This window comes from Pseudomonas fluorescens, from assembly GCF_005938625.1.
In the GTDB taxonomy this organism is placed as follows: Bacteria; Pseudomonadota; Gammaproteobacteria; order Pseudomonadales; family Pseudomonadaceae; genus Aquipseudomonas; species Aquipseudomonas fluorescens_BD.
In genome coordinates this window covers 106,600-125,493 of record NZ_VCNJ01000049.1, presented here as the reverse complement: position 1 = coordinate 125,493, position 18,894 = coordinate 106,600, and the positions used below count along the sequence as shown (strand labels likewise).

Genomic DNA, 18,894 nt, shown 5'->3' with positions numbered 1-18,894 from the left:
CGATAGCGGTGTGTCTGTTTACGTTGATGTTGCAGGTGCCGGCCTCATCGCGAGCAGGCTCACTCCTACAGGGGTTATGTGTTCGGACAGTCATACCGACACCTCTTCGCTATCGGTATTAGTCTTGCCAAAGCGCCGACCGAGGCGGTCGAAATACAGGTAGATTACCGGCGTGGTGAACAGCGTCAGCACTTGGCTCACCAGCAGCCCGCCGACCATCACCAGACCCAGCGGCTGGCGCAATTCAGCCCCGGAACCGGTGGCGAGCATCAACGGCACCGCACCAAACAGCGCTGCCAGCGTGGTCATGAGGATTGGCCGGAAGCGCAGCAGCGCGGCCTGATAGATCGCCTGTTCCGGTGCCATGCCTTGGGTGCGTTCAGCATCGAGGGCGAAGTCGATCATCATGATCGCGTTCTTTTTCACGATACCGATCAGCAGGATGATGCCTATGATCGCGATCATGCCCAGGTCATTGCCACTGAGCAACAACGCCAGCAAAGCGCCGACCGCAGCCGACGGCAAGGTCGACAGAATAGTGATCGGGTGGATGTAGCTCTCGTACAGCACGCCAAGCACGATGTACATGGTCACCACCGCCGCCAGAATCAGCAGCAAGGTACTCGACAGCGACGCCTGGAAGGCTTCGGCAGCACCCTGGAATTGAGTCTGCACGCCGACCGGCATGCCGATGTCTTTCTGCACCTGTTCGATAATGTCGACCGCATGCCCAAGCGCCACACCGGGTGCGAGGTTGAACGACATCATCACTGCCGGGAACTGGCCAATGTGGGTGATCGCCAGTTGCGCCTGACGCTCTTCCACGTGGGCCAGACTCGACAGACGTACTTGCGCGTCATCGGTGGTCTTGACGTGAATCTGGTCCAGCGCCTGCGGGCCGATTTTCTCACCGGCCTGGGCCTGCAGCACCACGCGGTACTGGCTGGCCTGGGTGTAAATGGTCGAGATCTGCCGCTGACCGAAGGCGTCGTAGAGCGCATCGGTGATGTTCGCCACCGAGACGCCCAGGCGTGAAGCCGCATCGCGGTCGATCACCAGATAGACCTGCAAGCCCTTGTCCTGCAAATCACTGGCGACGTCGGTCAGTTCCGGACGCTGCGCCAGTGCCTCGACCAATCGCCCGCTCCACTGACTGAGCAGTTCGGAATCCGGCGAAGACATGCTGAACTGATACTGAGTGCGGCTGACGCGGTCTTCGATGGTCAGGTCCTGCACCGGCTGCATGAACAGGCGGATGCCGACCAGTTTGTCGAGTTGCGGTTGCAGGCGCGCAATCACTTCAGTGGCACTCAGATCGCGATCGCCATGAGGCTTGAGGTTGATCAGCAAGCGCCCGCTGTTGAGTGTGGCGTTATCGCCGTCGACACCGATGTAGGACGACAGGCTTTGCACCGCTGGATCTTCGAGAATGATTTTCGCCAGTTCCTGTTGGCGCTCGCCCATGGCTGCGAAGGAAATCGACTGCGGCGCTTCGGAAATGCCCTGAATCACCCCGGTGTCCTGGACCGGGAAGAAGCCTTTCGGCACGACCATATAGAGGAACACGGTCAACGCCAGCGTGCCGATGGCCACCAGCAACGTCAGCGGCTGATGCTTGAGCACCCACTGCAACTTGCGCCCGTAAGCGGCGATCATCCAGTCGATGACCGCGCCACTGGCCCGATAAAAACGGCCCTGCTCGTGTTCTTCGGGTTCACGCTTGAGCAGACGCGCGCACATCATTGGCGTCAGGGTCAGCGAGACCACCAGCGAAATCAGGATGGCCACGGCCAGCGTGATGGCGAATTCGCGGAACAGGCGCCCGACCACGTCGGCCATGAACAACAGCGGAATCAGTACTGCGATCAGCGACAGGGTCAGGGAAATCAGGGTGAAGCCGATCTGTTTGGCGCCTTTGAGCGCCGCTTGCATCGGGCTGTCGCCCTCTTCGATGAAGCGCGAAATGTTTTCCAACATGACGATGGCGTCGTCGACCACGAAACCGGTGGCAATGGTCAGGGCCATCAGGGTCAGGTTGTTGACCGAGAAGCCGGCGAGGTACATCACGCCAAAGGTGCCGATCAGCGACAGCGGCACGGCCACCGATGGAATGATCGTCGCACTGGCACGACGCAGGAACAGAAACGTCACCATTACCACCAGAGCGATGGCGATGAGCAATTCGTGCTGCACGTCAGTGACCGAGGCGCGAATGGTCTGGGTGCGATCCGTCAGCACCGTCACTTCGAGGCCGGCCGGCAGGTTGTCGGTGATGCTCGGCAGCAGCGCTTTGATGCGGTCGACCACCTCGATCACGTTGGCACCCGGCTGACGCTGGATGTTCAGCAATACCGCCTGATTCTGGTTGGCCCACGCGGCGAGGCGTTCGTTTTCGGCACCATCGACGATTTCCGCCACGTCCTTGAGCCGCAACGGCGCGCCGTTCTTGTAGGCGAGGATCAGATTGGCGTAATCCTTGGGCGACGTCAGTTGGTCGTTGGCGTCGAGCATCGACACCCGCGTCGGACCGTCAAAGTTGCCTTTCGGCTGGTTGACGTTGGAAGCGCTGATCAAGGTGCGCACGTCCGACAGGTTCAGACTGTTGGCCGCCAGCGCTTCCGGGTTGACCTTGATGCGCACGGCCTGACGCTGACCGCCGGCAATGCTGACCATGCCGACGCCGCTGATCTGGGCGATTTTCTGCGCCATGCGCGTATCGACCAGGTCATTGAGTTTGGGCAGCAACATGGTTTTCGAGGTGATCGCCAGGGTCAGCACCGGGGTGTCCGCCGGGTTGACCTTGTTGTACACCGGCGGTGCCGGCAAATCGGTCGGCAGCAGGTTGGTCGCGGCGTTGATCGCGGCTTGCACCTGCTGTTCGGCGACGTCCATGTTGATGTCGAGGCTGAAACGCAGGGTCAACACCGACGCGCCGCCGGAGCTGGTCGAAGCCATTTGCGTCAGGCCCGGCATCTGCCCGAACTGGCGTTCGAGTGGCGCGGTGACTGCACTGGTCATCACATCCGGACTTGCGCCGGGATACAGGGTCATGACGCGGATGGTCGGGTAATCGACCTGTGGCAGCGCCGACACCGGCAACAGGCGGTAAGCGATCAGACCGGCCAGAACAATGGCCAGCATGCTCAGGGTGGTGGCTACCGGTCGGAGGATGAACAGCCGCGAAATGTTCATGCGCCCTTCTTGGCCTTGTCAGTCACGGCAGCATCCGGTGCGTTGGCGGCGGACTTGCCTTGCAGGTGTTCAGTCGGCGTGGTCGGTACTTGATTGCTGTCGTTGACCACTTCCACTTCACTGCCTTCCTTCAGGCGGTCAGTGCCTTCCAGCACCACGCGATCGCCGGCTGTCAGACCTTCGGTGATGACGGTGTTTTCGCCGTCGCTGGCACCAATCTTCAACTGGCGAATGGTGACTTTCCTGTCGCCTTCCAGCGCATAGACGAAGGTGCCGTTGGTGCCGAACTGGATGGCTGCTGACGGTGCCAGTACCACGCCTTTCAGCGTGTCAGCGAGCAAGTGCACGTTGACGAACTGGTTGGGGAACAGCGCCTGATCGCGGTTTTCGTAGCGGGCCTTGAACTTCAGGGTGCCGGTGGCAACGTCGATCTGGTTGTCGAGGCTTTGCAATACACCGGTGGCTTGCAGCTTGGTGTCGCCGCGATCCCAGGCTTCGGCTGGCAGTTTGGCGCCGCTGCGATAGCGGGCCAGCACGGTTTCGAGGCTGTTTTCCGGCAAAGTGAACGCCACGCTGATCGGTTGCGTCTGGGTGATCACCGCGAGGAACGTGGTGTCGTTGGCGGTGACGAGGTTACCGACGTCAACCTGGCGCAGACCAACACGGCCGGCAATCGGCGCGCGGATTTTGGTGAATTCGAGATTGAGCTTGGCGTCGTTGACTGCGGCCTGGTTGGTCTTGACCGTGCCCAGATACTGGCCGACCAGTGCTTCGGCGGTGTCCAGCGTCTGTTTGGCGATGCTGTCCTCTTTGTACAGACCGCGATAACGCTCGACGTCGACCTGAGCGTTCTTCAGTTGTGCCTGATTCTGCAGCAAGGTGCCTTCGGCCTGCAGCAAAGCGTTCTGGTATGGGCGCGGGTCGATCTCCGCCAACAGGTCGCCGGCCTTGACCATCTGACCTTCTTCGAAATTGATCTTGACCAGCTCACCGCCCACCCGGCTGCGCACATTGATAGTGTTGAGCGCCGTCACCGTGCCCAGCGCCTTGTAATACAGCGGGAAGTCACCGGTGACCGCCGGCGCCACGCGCACCGGAATCGGCCCGGTGCCGCCACCGAAGCCCGGCCGCATCATCCCCGAACGCCCGGTGTGCCCGGCCGCCGCCTTGTCAGCGCCCTCTTTGTGGGCCGAACCGGCGGGCCAGAATTTCCAGCACAGGACGGCGATCACCAACAAGACAAGCAGGCTGATCAGCCAGCGACGGGAGTTACGAGGGGACGATTGCATGGAGTCATTAACCATTGGGCGCGTGGGCTTCTTTTACGGGAGGCTGAACGATAAGCACTGGTGGGGAAATAGCAAAGCAGCTTTACCGGCAATTTACCTTCAACTTACGTTTCAAGGTGTGAGGCAAAACACTGATACACAAATGAAAACGGCCTGGACAGGGCCAGGCCGTTAACAATTGTAAAAGCGCTTACTTGAGAACGGACAGCGCCGCTTCGTAGTTAGGCTCTTCAGCGATTTCCTTGACCAGTTCGCTGTGCAGGACGTTGTCGTTTTCGTCCAGAACCACAACGGCGCGAGCGGTCAGGCCTTTCAGCGGGCCGTCAGCGATGGCCACGCCGTAGTTCTCGATGAACTCGGTGCCGCGCAGGGTCGACAAGTTCTGTACGTTTTCCAGGCCTTCGGCGCCGCAGAAGCGTGCTTGGGCGAACGGCAGGTCAGCGGAGATGCACAGCACCACGGTGTTGCTGATGTCGTTGGCCTGAGCGTTGAACTTGCGCACCGAGGTGGCGCAGGTCGGGGTGTCGACGCTTGGGAAGATGTTGAGCACTTTGCGCTTGCCGGCGAAGTCTTTCAGGGTGACGTCGGACAGATTGCCGGCAACCAGAGAAAAGGCTGGCGCCTTGGAACCGGCTTGTGGCAACTGGCCGTTGACTTGAACCGGATTGCCTTTAAGGGTGACTTGAGCCATGACTTGAGTCCTTCTGATGTTTTGATTGGAAAGCATGCAAGAGGCCGAAGTTAACCACGAAATTGTCCGACGACCTATGCCCTGTTTGGAAATTGTTGGGTGCCTGCCTGAAAAATTGTATACAAAACCATCGCCGTTCCCTTGTAGGAGTGAGCCTGCTCGCGATGGCGTTGTGTCAGTCAACATCTGCGTACATGACACACCGCCATCGCGAGCAGGCTCACTCCTACAATTGGATTTGAGGCGTTACTGGTCTTTTATTCAGAGACCTTGTCGATTCACCGCTGGCTCGTTCGACTAAACAACGAATCCCCACAATCCACGGAGTAACCACCATGCGCTTCATGATCCTTGTAAAAGCCAACGCCGAATCGGAAGCCGGCATCATGCCCAGCGAAGAACTGATCACCGCCATGGGCAACTTCAACGAAGAACTGGTCAAGGCCGGCATCCTGATCGATTGCGATGGCCTGCACCCGAGCAGCAAAGGCGCTCGCGTGCATTTCTCCGGTGAGAAACGCACGGTCATCGACGGGCCGTTCATCGAGACCAAAGAGCTGGTAGCGGGTTACTGGATCTGGGAAGTGAAATCAAAAGAAGAAGCCATCGAATGGGTCAAGCGTTGCCCTAATCCAATGTCAGGCGATTCTGATATTGAAATCCGCCAGATATTTTCTGCCGAAGACTTCGGCGCCGAATTCACCCCCGAAGCGCGGGAACAGGAAGAGCGTATCCGCGAACAAGCCAAGAAAAACAGCTGAACCGGAAATCCCATGTAGGAGCTGCCGAAGGCTGCGATCTTTTGATCTTGAAAAGCAAAGTCAAAAGATCACTGCCTCGTTTCACTCGACATTTACAGAATCGGTCAGTCGGGCATCGATCGGATGATGTCGGCCAGATCATCCTTGGTTATTTCATTGGCCTTGATAGCTGCGGCGACATCTGCTTTGGAAAGCGGAAAACGTTTGAAAATTTCTTTCAAGGTTTCCTCATTAACATTGGCCAGCCAGAGCGGATCGATAAATGAGCCGCCATACTCAGGCTTCATGGGTACTTCTTCGTGTGCAATTGCACCTTTATGGTTGAGATACACGACATAACGGTCGTGCCCTTCAGGAAAGCTTTTATCGTGATAAAGCGTGGTACCCAAAGGCAGGACATAGTAGTTCTCGTCGCCATTTGGACCTTCAATCAGTAATGGTTCTTTCGTTTTGATCATTTTCATATCGTGCCCCTTCCCCATATCGCCAAAAATCAGAAAAGCCAAAAAAATCGCATTGACGGATAAAACTGCCACCAGCCATAGGCCCATCCGCCTATTTGTAAACATTTTTCTTATCATAGGGGGCCTCGGTATTCGCTTCGAGCATGGCTTGTAAATCCGCCGGCATGAAAATCCCGTCCTTCGGACTACTTTGTGTACGCGCAGCCTGTCTCTCGATGAAAGAGAGACCTCGCATCTCATTAAATTTCGCAGGGTTCTGCACAATTGACTTCCCCGAAACCTTCGCTCCTGCAATGGTCACGGTTGTGCAGTTATTCGTAGTCGGATGATAGTTGGATGGCAACACATACCGTGCTGATGACGCAGTCTTTTTTCGCTGCTCTTTTTGCTGGGCGACGATACCGTCGAAATGAGCGATCACAGCCTCAGCTTTTGCATTTTCCAGAAAATAAACAAAACCTGTTGTTGTACGCCCCAAACTGTTTTCACCAGAGATATACGCTTTGAAGGACGTCCAGACGTTCAGCACGCCTTCCCCCTCGCTATCGAACGTGCCCCAGGTTTTCCCATAGCGACCAAAGTCATAAGTAATGTCTTTGCTACCGACCACTACATGTAAAGCCGCGTGCCCGAAAGGATGCTCTTCTTTATCGCGAGTGTAGGGACCACCCACCAGCACTTCCATATACGCACCGGACACGACCACCTGATTGGTTTTTGTGGTTTTCCCTGATGTGCCCGTATTTTTTGCTGCCTGGGTTGTGCTGGTAACTTTAGTAGACTGAACCATTAAAGATGTTCCGTATCTTCAAGTTTCGGAAACTTTATGCTGCAATTCCCCCTAGGAATATTTGCAACATGCACAAAGCCATTTTCGTCGAGAACGCCAGTTATCAAAGTTCCATCGGGAAGCGTCAATTCATACGCCTCGTTGGGGACAGGTTCATCTCTTTCGTTAAGCAACTGAAACTCGACAAAAGTCGTTTCTTTCAGAAACTGCGAGAAGAAGCTGGCGGGAGCACTACCAGAATCACCGACGAAGGTGTCAGGTGATCCAGCAGTAATCGTCGCTCCGCATGCCGTTTGGGAACCAACATGAGCAACGTCTTTTCCCAACCCAAAAACATGGGGAGCGCCCGTTGTTATGGGATTACTGCCGTGAACTGGGCAGGAATAGATATCTCCTACCAAAGCTACGGGAGTTGAGTTAACAAAAATAGGACTTGATCCAGTGGTGATATTTCCACCGTGACTCCCTGGATCTCCGAGCCTTGCGACTGGCTTTCCTGCCATCGTTTCTCTCCATTGAATATCACGACATGCGGATGTTACCCGATCTTGTTGTGGAAAACAGGGTATCCATGGCGCCTCCGGACTGGATAAAAAATGCGATCGGGTTGAGTCTTTTTTGGTTGTTCGTTGACCATTCCAACGCGCGGCAAAGGGATGCCTCAAGGGACGCTCTGCGTTCCAGCTTGCAAATTTGACGCAGAGCGTCAAGGGCTGCATTCCCACGCAGAGCGTGGGAACGATCATTCAAGAGCTGATCACCGCCATGGGCAATTTCAACGAAGAACTGGTCAAGGCCGGCATCCTGATCGATTGCGATGGCCTCCATCCGAGCAGCAAAGGCGCTCGCGTGCATTTCTCCGGTGACAAACGCACGGTCATCGACGGGCCGTTCATCGAGACCAAAGAACTGGTGGCGGGTTACTGGATCTGGGAAGTGAAATCAAAAGAAGAAGCCATTGAATGGGTCAAGCGCTGCCCTAATCCAATGCCGGGCGATTCTGATATTGAAATCCGCCAGATATTTTCTGCCGAAGACTTCGGCGCCGAATTCACCCCCGAAGCGCGGGAACAGGAAGAGCGTATCCGCGAACAAGCAAAGAAAAACAGCTAAACCGGATATCCGGTGTAGGAGTTGCCGAAGGCTGCGTTCTTTTGATGTTGATCGTTCCCACGCTTCGCTCGGGAACGATCATTCAACAGAGATCAGTTCTTGAGTTCGACGTGATCCAAGGCTTGATTCACCGCCAGTTCACCCAGCATGACAACTTGTGCAATACCCAGAGCAGTCTTGCGCTGCGAGGTTTCCAGCGACGCGGCGAAGTTGATCAGCATTTCGCTAGCCGAACCGAGGGTTTCGCTGGCGTTGGCTAGAAGAGATTCGGTGTTGTACCTGGGATTGGCGAGGTACATGGGTTCCGGCTCGTTGGCGCTGGACATGATGCCGGCGGCGGGATTGAGGTAGTAGTCGAGGGCGCGGTCGGCCGCTTCGTGGAGTTTTTTGCTGTCGACCGAGGCGTAGGGGGATGTGGTGTCGGCGTCTGCTTCTGGGGGGTTGGGTGTTGGTTTTTTCATGGTGTTTTCTCTATCCAAGCGGTGGAGCTGGTCCATTCGGCTTCCGGTCGAATGGGTGGCAGCTGTACGCAGGCTGGAAACCCGGGGGACAGAGAAACCCGGACGACCCGAAGGTCCCCCACGCACAGCCGCCATAACAAAGTACGCACCAAAAAAGGTGCGCAAGCATACGTCATGAACGGTGCTGTTGCGTTCAGTTTTCCCCCGGGGTTTCCAGTCCCGGTCGCTGATTTGGCAGCGACGAACACAGGCTAGAGACCCGACGTCCGACGGACAACCTGAAAACCTTGTGGGAACGTTCCGCAAATTCCAAACAACGTTTAAACATCCCGAATTGAAATACGCATATGTAGCAGCAGCCCCATTTCACCCGACAGCGCCTACACCGTAAGCAATGGAATAGTTAGTACACAATAAGCTGTGAACCCGTACACAAAACCAAAGAATTAATCCATTCGGCTGGCTAACTCCCGATTAGATGCTAGCGTCATTCAGACGTGTCCTACAGGCTTGATAAGAAAGGGATTACGCCGTAACGGCCGAGATGTGCCGAGTTGTCCATAGGCCACCAGGGAATCCGGGATGATGTTCAATCGAGTGGGGAAGACTCTTTTTCTGGCTAGTTCGCTGGCGGCTGCGTGTGGCGCGCAGGCGGATAACGCCGAGGACTCCAACAAGAGTAACAACCCGCTGAACGTCGCACCGGGCGCGAATCTGCAGGACTACTACACCCCCAAACTCTACGACAGCAATGCGCACAGCAATGACGTGTTGCTGCGCGGCACCCTGCCGATCGCCCCGAACGATTTCATCGGCGTGCCACAACTGGTCCGCGCCACCCTGCCGATCAGCACCCGTCCCGATCCGCACCACGGTTACAGCACCGGCATCGGCGATCTGAACCTGTTCGATATCTTCATTCTGAAAACCGACGGCGTGCAGTTGGGCATTGGCCCGCTGATCACTGCACCGACCGCCGAACAGGACGAACTCGGTACCGGCAAATGGCAAGGTGGCCTTGCCGCCGTAGCCATCGACGCCTCGCCGCGCGGTTTGCTCGGCGCCCTTGTGCAATATCAAAGCTCGTTTGCCGGCGACAACGATCGTCAGCACGTCGAGAGCGCCACGATGCAGCCGTTCATCATCCATAACCTGGAAAAAGGCTGGTACCTGCGCTCCACCGGCACCTGGACGTTCGACCTGAAAAACGACACGCACTACATCCCGATCGGCCTCGGTGTCGGCAAGGCCTGGAAGTCCGGCAGCAACATTCTCAACACCTTCGTCGAACCGCAGTGGACGGTTGATCGCAAGGGCGACGGGCTGCCGCAGTTCGTCGTGTACACCGGCATCAACGTGACATTCGGCAAATAAGGAAAACGCCATGCAAGCTGCCCTCAAAGTCGCCGGTTACTGCCTGATGATCATGTTTGTCAGCTGTGGCGTTGGCGCCCAGAGTTTCAGCGCCAGCCCTGAAGGAGCCCTCGGCATCGCCAAGCGCACGGGTGTCGAGGCGCCCTGCAACCGGATCGGCACTGCGGCGCCGATGCTCAACCCGATCAATTCAAAACAATAAGCGGAGATGGTGATGATCAAGCCCAACGTTGTGCGCCCGCTGTTGGCGCTGTGCATGATCGGTAGTCCTCTGCTTTACGCAGCTGAGGGTGGCGTCGGCCGACCGATCACCGGCCAGCAGGTGTTTTCCAACGCCGGGATCGTCCCGCCCGAACCGGGCTGGGTCATGTCGCTGACCAGCATCTGGTACGACGGTTCGCTCAAGGGCAGTAACGGTGCTCCGATTTCCGGCGCAGTCAGCGGCGGGATCGATATGAAAGTCTCCTACACCATGGGCAACTTCACCCATGTCTGGGACACCGGCAAAGGCCCGTGGAATTACGCTTCGGCGATCGGCGTGCCGGTGCAATACACCGACATCAAAGCCAGCATCACCGGCCCGCGCGGACGCACCCTGGGGGACAGCGATTCCGGCACGCAATTCGCCGACGCCTTGATCACGCCGATTGCCGTCGGCTACCACTTCGATGAGCTGAACCACATCTCGTTTTCGCTGCCGATCTACGTGCCCACTGGTGCCTATAACAAGGATCGCCTGGCCAACCCGGGACAGAACAATTACACCTTCATGCCAACGGTGGCGTTCACGCATCTGGATGGCAAGGGTGGCGAATTCAGCCTGATGAGCGCGTTCGAGCGCTATACCGAAAACGACGCCACTGATTACCGCAACGGCAACATCTTCCGCCTCGATGCCCTCTGGACCCACGGTTTTGGCAACGGCTGGAACGCCGGTGTCGCCGCCGGCTACATCCAGCAACTGACCGACGATAAAGGCCAGACCGCCGACACCTTCAATGGCTATCGCGGACGCTCTGTAGGCGCCGGTCCGGTTGTGGGCTGGACCGGTAAATTTGCCGACGCCCAAGCCAATATCAGTGCGCGCTGGGTGCCGGAGTTCGACACCAAAAATCGCCCTGAAGGCAACGGCTTCAGCGTCAACCTGACCCTGGCCTTTTTCTAGATCGGACACAAAGGACTGCTCCCATGACTGCGCTTACCGACCTCAACGCCCTGCAAGCCAGCATCGCCGAAGCCGTACTCGGTCAGGATCAGGTGATCCGCCAGATCCTCCTCGGCCTGTTGGCCAACGGCCACTTGTTGCTGGAAAGTCTGCCGGGGCTGGCCAAGACCCGCACGGTCAAGGCACTGGCCAAACACCTCGACGCGAAGATGAGCCGCATCCAGTTCACCCCGGATCTACTGCCGTCGGACATCACCGGGGCCGAGGTGCTGCATCAGGTCGAAGGCAAGAACGAAATCCGCTTCCAGCCGGGTCCGCTGTTCGGCAATCTGATTCTCGCCGACGAGATCAACCGCGCGCCGGCCAAGGTACAAGCGGCGTTGCTTGAGGCCATGGAAGAACGCCAGATCACCGTGGCCGGCAACAGCCATGCGCTGCCGGAACTGTTCATCGTGGTGGCGACGCAAAACCCGATCGAACAGGAAGGCACTTATCCGCTGCCGGAAGCGCAGATGGACCGTTTTCTGATGAAGGTGCTGCTCGACTATCCGAGTGCCGAGAACGAAAGTCAGGTGCTGCGGCTGCTGCGCAACGAAGAATTCGCCCAAGGCGCCAACACCACGTCCGCCAAGGGTTTCAGCCTGGCGCAGGACGTGATCTTCGCCGCCCGCAAGGAAGTCAGCGCGGTACACGTGTCTCCGGCCATCGACAGCTATCTGATCGACCTGATCAACGCCACCCGCCACCCCGCCGATTACGACGAAGACCTGGCGCGCTGGATCGCTATCGGCGCCAGCCCGCGCGGCGGCATCGGCCTGGACCGCTGCGCGCGCGCGGATGCGTGGTTGCAGGGTCAGGACTTTGTTTCGCCGGACAACGTGCGCGCGGTGGTGCATCCGGTGCTGCGCCATCGCCTGCAATTGAGCTACGACGCCGTGGCTGACGGCGTCAGTGCCGATCAGGTGCTTGATCGGATTCTCGACAAAGTGGCGATTCCGGCATGAACGATGAGGGTCTGGTCTACGTCTCTCTCGCGCAATTGATGGCGCTGGAGTTCAAGGCCCGTGACCTGAGTTTTCTTGCGCGCCAGCCTCGGGGCAGCATCCTCGCCGGCAACCATGCTTCACGCTTGCGCGGACGCGGCCTGAATTTCGATGAGTTGCGCCGCTATCAGCCGGGCGACGACTTGCGTCACCTGGACTGGCGCGCCTCGTTGCGCACCGGCAAACCGGTGGTACGCACATTCACTGAAGAGCGCGACCGCCCGGCGTTGATCGTCGTTGATCAGCGCATGTCGATGTTTTTCGGCTCACAACGCAGCTTCAAATCCGCCCTCGGCGCCGAACTCGCAGCGTTGGCGGCATGGATGGTGTTCAACGCCGGCGACCGGGTCGGCGGGCTGGTGTTCAACGATCAGCGAATCGACAGCATTGCGCCGCTGCGCAGCCGTAAACGTGTGGAAGCCTTGCTTAACCGCATCGCTGAACAGAATCGGGCACTGAGCGCGGCCAATCCCGACGCCGAAGACGAAGACCAACTGGACAAGGTCTTGCAACGCTGCCTCGCGCTGGCCGGACATGATCATTTGATCTGCATCGTCAGCGACTTTGCCGGGGCCGGCGAACGTACCTTGCAACTGATGCGACAGCTGTCAGCGCACAACGATGTCATCGCGTTGCAGGTCTATGACCCCTTGGCGATGAAGCTGCCGAACAATGGCCGCCTGCTGATCACTCAAGGCGAGTTGCAGGTCGAATTGGCGGTAGAAAAACGCAATGTGCACCAGCCCTTGGGGGATTTCCTCAGCGGCCGGCTAAAGGACGTCGCCACCCTGCTGCGCCGCAGTCAGGTGCCGTTGATGATGTTCAGCACCGCCGAAGAGGCCCACGCACAACTGCGCGCCGAACTGGGTAAAAGTGCCGGAGCAAAACGGTGAATCCGCAGATCCCCAGCATCGAACAGCTTAAAGAGCTGGGCCTGCCGGCGCCGGTCAGCTATGCGCCGCAGACGTGGGGTTGGTGGGTGTTGCTCGCCCTTTTGATATTGGCCGCGTTGCTGATCGGTATCCGCCGTTATCGGCAATGGAGAAGAGACACTTATCGGCGTGAAGGCCTGGCGCGTCTGGCGCAATTGCGTGGTCGCAGCGATGACCTCAATGCCTTGCGCGAATTGCCGGAACTGCTCAAACGCGTGGCGCTCTCGATGCCCACCCACAAACCTTTCTTGTGGAATGCAACCCCTGTGGGAGCGAGCTTGCTCGCGAAGAGGCCGGCACATTCAACATCTGTGGTGTCTGACACACCGCTTTCGCGAGCAAGCTCGCTCCCACAGGGGGTTGCGGCGCTTGGGAGGGAGGATTGGCAAGGCTTTCTGCAACGGCACTGTAAGAAACCGCTCCCGGCCGACTTCAGCACCCAACTCGCGCAACTCGCCTACGCCCCCGAGGACACCCTGCGCGCCCTCCCCGCGCCGCAACGACTGGCGCTATTCGAGACCTGCCAATACTGGATGGAGCATCACCATGTGGCAGTTTGATTACCCGTGGTTATTGCTCCTGCTGCCGATGCCCTGGCTGGCTTACCGCTATCTGCCCGCGTACAACGAGGCCCGCAGCGCCGTGCGCGTACCTTTCTTTGCGGCGATGAGCCGGGCCGTCGGTGAGGCGCCGGGCATCGTTGGCAGTCGCCGTAATCTCTGGCAACTGCTGCTGAACGTTCTGGTCTGGGCTTTGATTCTATTGGCCGCCGCGCGCCCGGTGTTCGTTGAAAAACCCATTGAACGGCAACAACCGGTGCGCGACCTGATGCTCGCCATCGACCTCTCACAGTCGATGGAAACCGAAGACTTCACCAACGCCAGCGGCGCAAAAATCAATCGCCTCGCCGCCGTCAAAGACGTCGTGCAAGGCTTCATCGACAAGCGCAAGGACGACCGCCTCGGACTGATCGTATTCGGTAGCGGCGCCTATCCGCAGGCACCGTTGACCCTCGATCACGCCAGCCTCTCACTGTTGCTGGCCGACACTGGCATCGGCATGGCCGGCCCGAATACCGCGATCGGTGATGCCATCGGTTTGAGCCTGAAGCTGCTGGACAAGGCTCATGAACAGGAAAAGGTGCTGATCCTGCTCACCGACGGTAACGACACCAGCAGCGCGATCACCCCGGATCACGCCGCTGAAATGGCCGCGAACAAAGGCGTGATCATTCACACCATCGGCATCGGCGACCCCAGCGCGTCCGGCGAGGCCAAGGTCAATCTGTCAGCGCTGGAGCAGATCGCTAAAACCACTGGCGGGCAGTTCTTCCGCGCCGAGGACCGCAACGCACTGGATCAGGTTTACGCCACCCTCGATCGCCTCACCCCGCACCAGGTGAAAACCCTCAGCCATCAACCACAACGCGAGTTGTTCTACTGGCCGCTGGGCGCGGCGTTTGCTCTGTTGGCCCTGTATCACCTCGGCGCGCTACTGCGGGTGCGCCTGGCGTTTGCCCGCCAGCGGCAGGTGGCCTGAGATGGAGATCAACCTCAGCGACTTCCATTTCCTCCGTCCCCTTTGGCTACTGCTTGCGCTGTTCGGCACGGTGCTGCCGCTGCTCTGGCGGCGTGGTCGCGACCTGCAACGACGCCTGCGCGGCAATATCGCCGAGCACTTGTTGCCACACTTACTCATCACTCCTCAAGACCATCAGCGCCTGCGCCCGGTGCATCTGCTGTGCGCACTGTTGATCCTCGGTGCGGTTGCGGCCGCCGGGCCGACCTGGGAACAGGATCGACCGGATTTCCTGGAGAATCGTGCGCCGCTGATTGTCGCCGTGGATCTGTCGCCGTCGATGGACGCCAGCGATGTGCAGCCGAGCCGACTGGAAGCGGCGAAACACAAACTGCACGACCTGATCCAGCGCCGCGCCGGCGCCCACACCGCACTGATCGCCTACGCTGGCAGCGCGCATCTGGTGCTGCCACCGACTGACGATCCGGCCCTGCTCGACACCTTCACTCAAGCCTTGGGTAGCGGGCTGATCGACAAACCGGGCAAAGATGTTGGCGCGGTGATCGATCAGGCTAAACGCTTGCTCAGCGCCGAAAAAACGCCCGGCAGTCTGCTGCTGATCACCGACGGCGCTGACACAGCGGAACTCGACGGCCTCGATAAACGTTTGGGCGACAGCCCATTGCAAGTGCTGGTGCTGGCGGTCGGCAGTGAGGACGGCGGCGTCATTCACGACGCCAACGGCCAGCCGCGCACCGATGCCAACGGACGCCCGACGCTGGGCAGTTTCAATCAAGCGGAGCTCAAACAATTGGCTTCCGCCCTTGATGCACCACTGGGCAGTCTGACACTCAATGACGATGACCTCGACTGGATCGAACTGCACGCGCAACAGCACTTTCAGAGCGCCAGCGCCGAGCAGCGCGAATTGCACTGGAAAGACGCCGGTTACTGGCTGTGCTGGCCGCTGTTGTTGCTGGCCTTGTTCAGCGTGCGAAAAGGCTGGAGCGTCAACTGGATGCCGGCGTTGGCACTGGCGGTGGGCCTTGGCTGGCCAGCGGCCCCGGCGCAGGCCAATGCGTTGACCGACGCCTTCTTCACCCGCGACCAACAGGGCCGCTGGGCCTTTGAGCACGAGCACTTGCCGCAAGCTGCCGCGCTGTTTGTCGACCCGTACTGGAAAGGTGTCGCGGCGTATCACGCGGCCGATTACGACCTCGCCTTGGCGACCTTCGCGCGGCTCGACACGCCGCAGGCATATTTCTATCTGGGCAACATTTACGTGCGTCGCTTCAAGTTCGATGAAGCCATCGCCGCCTATACCCAGGCCTTGAAGCTGCAACCGCAGTTCCCGGAAGCGACGGCCAATCTGGCCTTGGCGCAGGCGTTGCTCAAGGACACCGAAAGCGCCGAGAAAAACGCCCCGGAGACCAAACCTGACGAGGTGAAATTCGACAAGGCGCCGGGCAAGGGTCAGAGCAAAAAGGTCGAGACCGAGCAGGCCGCGTCCGATGCCTTGTGGTTGCAGAACCTGACCACCTCGCCAGCCAGGTTTCTCAAGCAGAAGTTCAGCTTGCAGGATCAGCAGGAGGCCAGACCATGAACCGAGTCGTGGCCATCGCGAGCAGGCTCACTCCTACATTGGTTTTGTGTCCGCCAACAATCCCCTGTAGGAGTGAGCCTGCTCGCGATAAGGCCAGCAAAGGCGCCCGAACACTCAGCACCTTACTCATCAGTGGCCTGTTCACACTCCAGGCTTTCGCTGCCGAACCCCACCTCAAAGTCCAGGCCCACCTGCAACCCGCCGAAGGCGCCATGCTCGGCGGTCTGGTCGAACTGCAAATCGATGTCCTCACCGACACCTGGTTCACCAGCGCCGCCACCCTGCCCGACCTGAAACTCGACGGCGCACTGGTCATGCCCCCGGACGGTCAGGCTCAGCACCTTAATCAAACCATCGACGGTCAGGCCTTCAGCGGTTTGCGCTACAGCTACCTGATCACCCCGAACGTCGCGCGCAGGTTCGACATCCCGGCGCTGACCGTGCGCGCTACACCCGGTCAGGCCACCGGAGAAATCAGTGCGCAAAGCCAGCCGGTGCAATTCAGCGCGGCCCAACCGCCCGGCTTCAAACCCGGGGAAACACCGCTGGTGGCCAGCGGTTTGCGTTTCACCCAGACCATCACAAACTCGGCAACACCCTTAAAAGTAGGCGACAGCATCACCCGCCAACTGACCCTGCAAGCGAACGGCGCATTGGCCATGGCCCTGCCGATTCCGACATTCAGTGATATCCCCGGCCTGAGCCGCTACGCCAAAACCCCGCAAGTCACCTCGCTGGATGACGGACGTGGTGACATCCTCGGTGGTCAACGCATCGACAGCGTCACCTACCGCATCGACAAGGCCGGTGCACACACCCTCCCGGCCATCGAGGTGAAATGGTGGGACACCAGCACTCGCCAATCACGCACCGCACAAGTGCCGGCGGTGACGTTCGAAGCAGCAGCCGGCACGCCTTACAAACCGGTGTTTTCGATCAGCGAAGACCTAAAGCAACTGGGCCAGAATCATCTGCGTTTCTCCACCCGCTGGCTGTTGTGGCTAACGCTGATTGCCGCTGTCGTTGCCGCCGCTTATCTGCTGCGCCCGGCGTTCAACCGCGCCTGGCAACAGTGGCAAGCACGCCGGCAAGCGCAGCGACGGGCCTGGCAGCAATCTGCTGATTTCGCCTGGCAACAAATCAATACCCAACTGCAGACCAGTCCGGCGCAATTGACGGCGCTGTACCTGTGGCTGCGGCGCAGTCGCCTGGGCCTGAAACTGGTCGATGCCGGCCCGCGCCTGCAAGGCCTGTTACGCGGGCTTTACGGTCGTCAGCCAAGTACCGAGCAAACACTCGTTCAACTGCGCGAATCATTGACTACGCTTCACAGTCAGGCCGAACAGCAACATGCAAAACCGGCCACGGCCCTGCGCCCGCTCAACCCCGTTTACGAGAAGGATTTCCCATGACGACTGCGCTACGGCAACGCCAACGTTTCGGACTGGCCCTGTTGTTTGGCCTCGTCCTGCCACTGCTGGCTCAGGCCAACGAGCCGCTGCCGTCGTGGAATGACGGCCCGGCGAAGAAGAGCATTATCGAATTCGTGCAGACCGTGACCGACCAGACCAGCAAGGACTTCGTCAAACCGGCCGACCGTATCGCCGTGTTCGACAACGACGGCACGTTGTGGAGTGAACAACCAGCGTATTTCGAATTGCTGTTTGCCTTCGATGAGGTCAAGCGCACCGCCGCGCAACATCCGGAATGGAAGACCACCCAGCCGTTCAAGGCCGTGCTGGAAAACGATCACAAGGCCCTGGCCGCTTCCGGCATGGAGGGGCTGCTGAAAATCGTCGGGGCGACCCACACCGGCATGACTACCGACGCCTTCGATGACTACGCCAAGACCTGGCTCAGTCAGGCGCGCCATCCTAAAACCGGCAAGCCGTACACCGAGATGATCTTCCAGCCGATGCTGGAAATGCTCGACTACCTGCGCAAACAGGACTTCAAGACCTACATAGTCTCCGGCGGCGACACCGGGTTCATGCGCGCCTTCGCCGAGAAGGTCTACGGCATCCCGCCGGAACAGGTGATCGGCACCACCTTCATCACGTCATTTCAGTACAAGGACGGCAAGGCCTCGATCGTGCGCACAGCGAAACTGGCGCACAACGACGACGGCCCCGGCAAACCGGAAAGCATAGATGCGGTGATCGGCAAACGGCCGATCCTCGCCTTCGGCAATTCCGACGGCGACCTGCAGATGCTGCAGTGGACCGCCGCCGGTTCCGGTAAACGCTTCATGGGCCTGGTGCACCACACCGACGCCAAGCGCGAGTGGGCCTATGACCGAAAATCCGATATCGGCCGGCTCGACAAAGCCCTCGATGAAGCGAATTCCCGTGGCTGGACCGTGGTCGACATGGCGTCGGAGTGGCGCCGGATCTACCCGTTCGAGCCTGCGGTCACCGGGCAGGTGCAATAAGAAAGCGTGATGCAGGACTGCAATAAACGTTAGTCGCAATAAACGACCCCCGCGAAAAGGAGCAAGT

19 protein-coding genes are annotated in these 18,894 nt (G+C 59.0%); 12 read left to right on the top strand and 7 right to left on the bottom strand.

The genetic code is table 11. The features are described from left to right. Positions 1-90: 90 nt before the first annotated feature. The 3 genes from FGA82_RS25915 to tpx all read right to left on the bottom strand — a co-directional run bounded on the left by FGA82_RS25915 (position 91) and on the right by tpx (position 5,172). Positions 91-3,192, bottom strand: coding sequence for an MdtB/MuxB family multidrug efflux RND transporter permease subunit (locus FGA82_RS25915; RefSeq protein WP_141129289.1), 3,102 nt, complete (start codon positions 3,190-3,192; stop codon positions 91-93). After that, on the bottom strand, positions 3,189-4,496 hold the full coding sequence (locus FGA82_RS25910; RefSeq protein ID WP_141129288.1) for an MdtA/MuxA family multidrug efflux RND transporter periplasmic adaptor subunit: 1,308 nt from the start codon (positions 4,494-4,496) through the stop codon (positions 3,189-3,191). Before FGA82_RS25910 ends, FGA82_RS25915 begins: the two co-directional genes overlap by 4 nt. Positions 4,497-4,671: 175 nt before the next feature. Beyond that, positions 4,672-5,172 (bottom strand): thiol peroxidase, encoded by a 501-nt coding sequence (tpx, locus tag FGA82_RS25905; protein ID WP_141129287.1) that lies wholly within the window; start codon positions 5,170-5,172, stop codon positions 4,672-4,674. A 335-nt stretch (positions 5,173-5,507) separates the two neighbouring features. Here tpx and FGA82_RS25900 point away from each other — a divergent pair, with 335 nt between their 5' ends. Further along, positions 5,508-5,933, top strand: coding sequence for a YciI family protein (locus FGA82_RS25900; protein WP_141129286.1), 426 nt, complete (start codon positions 5,508-5,510; stop codon positions 5,931-5,933). A gap of 104 nt (positions 5,934-6,037) precedes the next feature. On the opposite strand, the gene FGA82_RS25895 is transcribed toward FGA82_RS25900, so the two are convergent. The 3 genes from FGA82_RS25895 to FGA82_RS25885 form a co-directional block, all read right to left on the bottom strand. Further along, a complete protein-coding gene (locus FGA82_RS25895) occupies positions 6,038-6,397 on the bottom strand; it encodes a hypothetical protein (protein WP_249384289.1) in 360 nt (119 codons plus the stop codon). A gap of 91 nt (positions 6,398-6,488) precedes the next feature. Continuing rightward, positions 6,489-7,187, bottom strand: coding sequence for a hypothetical protein (locus FGA82_RS25890; protein WP_141129284.1), 699 nt, complete (start codon positions 7,185-7,187; stop codon positions 6,489-6,491). Then, positions 7,187-7,690, bottom strand: coding sequence for a PAAR domain-containing protein (locus FGA82_RS25885; RefSeq protein WP_141129283.1), 504 nt, complete (start codon positions 7,688-7,690; stop codon positions 7,187-7,189). Before FGA82_RS25885 ends, FGA82_RS25890 begins: the two co-directional genes overlap by 1 nt. A gap of 229 nt (positions 7,691-7,919) precedes the next feature. On the opposite strand from FGA82_RS25885, the gene FGA82_RS25880 reads away from it, so the two are divergent. Continuing rightward, on the top strand, positions 7,920-8,300 hold the full coding sequence (locus FGA82_RS25880; protein WP_249384288.1) for a YciI family protein: 381 nt from the start codon (positions 7,920-7,922) through the stop codon (positions 8,298-8,300). A 92-nt stretch (positions 8,301-8,392) separates the two neighbouring features. Here the strand turns inward: FGA82_RS25880 and FGA82_RS25875 are convergent, their stop codons facing one another. After that, positions 8,393-8,761, bottom strand: a complete 369-nt coding sequence (locus FGA82_RS25875) for a DUF6124 family protein (RefSeq protein ID WP_141129281.1) — start codon at positions 8,759-8,761, stop codon at positions 8,393-8,395. 585 nt (positions 8,762-9,346) lie between these two features. On the opposite strand from FGA82_RS25875, the gene FGA82_RS25870 reads away from it, so the two are divergent. The 10 genes from FGA82_RS25870 to FGA82_RS25825 are packed head-to-tail and all read left to right on the top strand — an operon-like array spanning position 9,347 to position 18,827. Beyond that, a complete protein-coding gene (locus tag FGA82_RS25870) occupies positions 9,347-10,135 on the top strand; it encodes a hypothetical protein (protein WP_141129322.1) in 789 nt (262 codons plus the stop codon). A gap of 10 nt (positions 10,136-10,145) precedes the next feature. Beyond that, the gene (locus FGA82_RS25865) at positions 10,146-10,337 is read left to right on the top strand and encodes a hypothetical protein (RefSeq protein WP_141129280.1); all 192 of its coding nucleotides are present in this window, start codon (positions 10,146-10,148) and stop codon (positions 10,335-10,337) included. 12 nt (positions 10,338-10,349) lie between these two features. Then, positions 10,350-11,300 (top strand): SphA family protein, encoded by a 951-nt coding sequence (locus FGA82_RS25860; protein ID WP_141129279.1) that lies wholly within the window; start codon positions 10,350-10,352, stop codon positions 11,298-11,300. Between the two features lie 23 nt (positions 11,301-11,323). Continuing rightward, a complete protein-coding gene (locus FGA82_RS25855; RefSeq protein WP_141129278.1) occupies positions 11,324-12,304 on the top strand; it encodes an AAA family ATPase in 981 nt (326 codons plus the stop codon). Beyond that, positions 12,301-13,236, top strand: a complete 936-nt coding sequence (locus FGA82_RS25850; RefSeq protein ID WP_141129277.1) for a DUF58 domain-containing protein — start codon at positions 12,301-12,303, stop codon at positions 13,234-13,236. Before FGA82_RS25855 ends, FGA82_RS25850 begins: the two co-directional genes overlap by 4 nt. Continuing rightward, positions 13,233-13,835, top strand: coding sequence for a DUF4381 domain-containing protein (locus FGA82_RS25845; protein WP_141129276.1), 603 nt, complete (start codon positions 13,233-13,235; stop codon positions 13,833-13,835). Before FGA82_RS25850 ends, FGA82_RS25845 begins: the two co-directional genes overlap by 4 nt. Further along, a complete protein-coding gene (locus FGA82_RS25840; protein WP_141129275.1) occupies positions 13,822-14,814 on the top strand; it encodes a vWA domain-containing protein in 993 nt (330 codons plus the stop codon). The genes FGA82_RS25845 and FGA82_RS25840 overlap by 14 nt, the downstream gene beginning before the upstream one ends. Before the next feature lies 1 nt (position 14,815). Beyond that, a complete protein-coding gene (locus tag FGA82_RS25835) occupies positions 14,816-16,396 on the top strand; it encodes a VWA domain-containing protein (RefSeq protein WP_141129274.1) in 1,581 nt (526 codons plus the stop codon). Next, positions 16,393-17,808 carry a BatD family protein gene (locus FGA82_RS25830; protein WP_141129273.1) on the top strand — a complete coding sequence of 472 codons (1,416 nt, stop codon included), beginning with the start codon at positions 16,393-16,395 and terminating at the stop codon, positions 17,806-17,808. The genes FGA82_RS25835 and FGA82_RS25830 overlap by 4 nt, the downstream gene beginning before the upstream one ends. After that, positions 17,805-18,827 (top strand): HAD family hydrolase, encoded by a 1,023-nt coding sequence (locus FGA82_RS25825; protein ID WP_141129272.1) that lies wholly within the window; start codon positions 17,805-17,807, stop codon positions 18,825-18,827. The genes FGA82_RS25830 and FGA82_RS25825 overlap by 4 nt, the downstream gene beginning before the upstream one ends. Positions 18,828-18,894: the final 67 nt, after the last annotated feature.

What these genes read in the sequence shown, in the direction of transcription:
- FGA82_RS25840 (WP_141129275.1), top strand. Translation starts at nt 13,822, where the DNA reads ATGTGGCAGTTTGATTACCCGTGGTTATTGCTCCTGCTGCCGATGCCC.
- FGA82_RS25870 (WP_141129322.1), top strand. Translation starts at nt 9,347, where the DNA reads ATGTTCAATCGAGTGGGGAAGACTCTTTTTCTGGCTAGTTCGCTGGCG.
- FGA82_RS25875 (WP_141129281.1), bottom strand. Translation starts at nt 8,761, where the DNA reads ATGAAAAAACCAACACCCAACCCCCCAGAAGCAGACGCCGACACCACA.
- FGA82_RS25850 (WP_141129277.1), top strand. Translation starts at nt 12,301, where the DNA reads ATGAACGATGAGGGTCTGGTCTACGTCTCTCTCGCGCAATTGATGGCG.
- FGA82_RS25835 (WP_141129274.1), top strand. Translation starts at nt 14,816, where the DNA reads ATGGAGATCAACCTCAGCGACTTCCATTTCCTCCGTCCCCTTTGGCTA.
- FGA82_RS25900 (WP_141129286.1), top strand. Translation starts at nt 5,508, where the DNA reads ATGCGCTTCATGATCCTTGTAAAAGCCAACGCCGAATCGGAAGCCGGC.
- FGA82_RS25915 (WP_141129289.1), bottom strand. Translation starts at nt 3,192, where the DNA reads ATGAACATTTCGCGGCTGTTCATCCTCCGACCGGTAGCCACCACCCTG.
- FGA82_RS25865 (WP_141129280.1), top strand. Translation starts at nt 10,146, where the DNA reads ATGCAAGCTGCCCTCAAAGTCGCCGGTTACTGCCTGATGATCATGTTT.
- tpx (WP_141129287.1), bottom strand. Translation starts at nt 5,172, where the DNA reads ATGGCTCAAGTCACCCTTAAAGGCAATCCGGTTCAAGTCAACGGCCAG.
- FGA82_RS25830 (WP_141129273.1), top strand. Translation starts at nt 16,393, where the DNA reads ATGAACCGAGTCGTGGCCATCGCGAGCAGGCTCACTCCTACATTGGTT.
- FGA82_RS25890 (WP_141129284.1), bottom strand. Translation starts at nt 7,187, where the DNA reads ATGGTTCAGTCTACTAAAGTTACCAGCACAACCCAGGCAGCAAAAAAT.
- FGA82_RS25910 (WP_141129288.1), bottom strand. Translation starts at nt 4,496, where the DNA reads ATGGTTAATGACTCCATGCAATCGTCCCCTCGTAACTCCCGTCGCTGG.
- FGA82_RS25895 (WP_249384289.1), bottom strand. Translation starts at nt 6,397, where the DNA reads ATGAAAATGATCAAAACGAAAGAACCATTACTGATTGAAGGTCCAAAT.
- FGA82_RS25825 (WP_141129272.1), top strand. Translation starts at nt 17,805, where the DNA reads ATGACGACTGCGCTACGGCAACGCCAACGTTTCGGACTGGCCCTGTTG.
- FGA82_RS25855 (WP_141129278.1), top strand. Translation starts at nt 11,324, where the DNA reads ATGACTGCGCTTACCGACCTCAACGCCCTGCAAGCCAGCATCGCCGAA.
- FGA82_RS25860 (WP_141129279.1), top strand. Translation starts at nt 10,350, where the DNA reads ATGATCAAGCCCAACGTTGTGCGCCCGCTGTTGGCGCTGTGCATGATC.
- FGA82_RS25885 (WP_141129283.1), bottom strand. Translation starts at nt 7,690, where the DNA reads ATGGCAGGAAAGCCAGTCGCAAGGCTCGGAGATCCAGGGAGTCACGGT.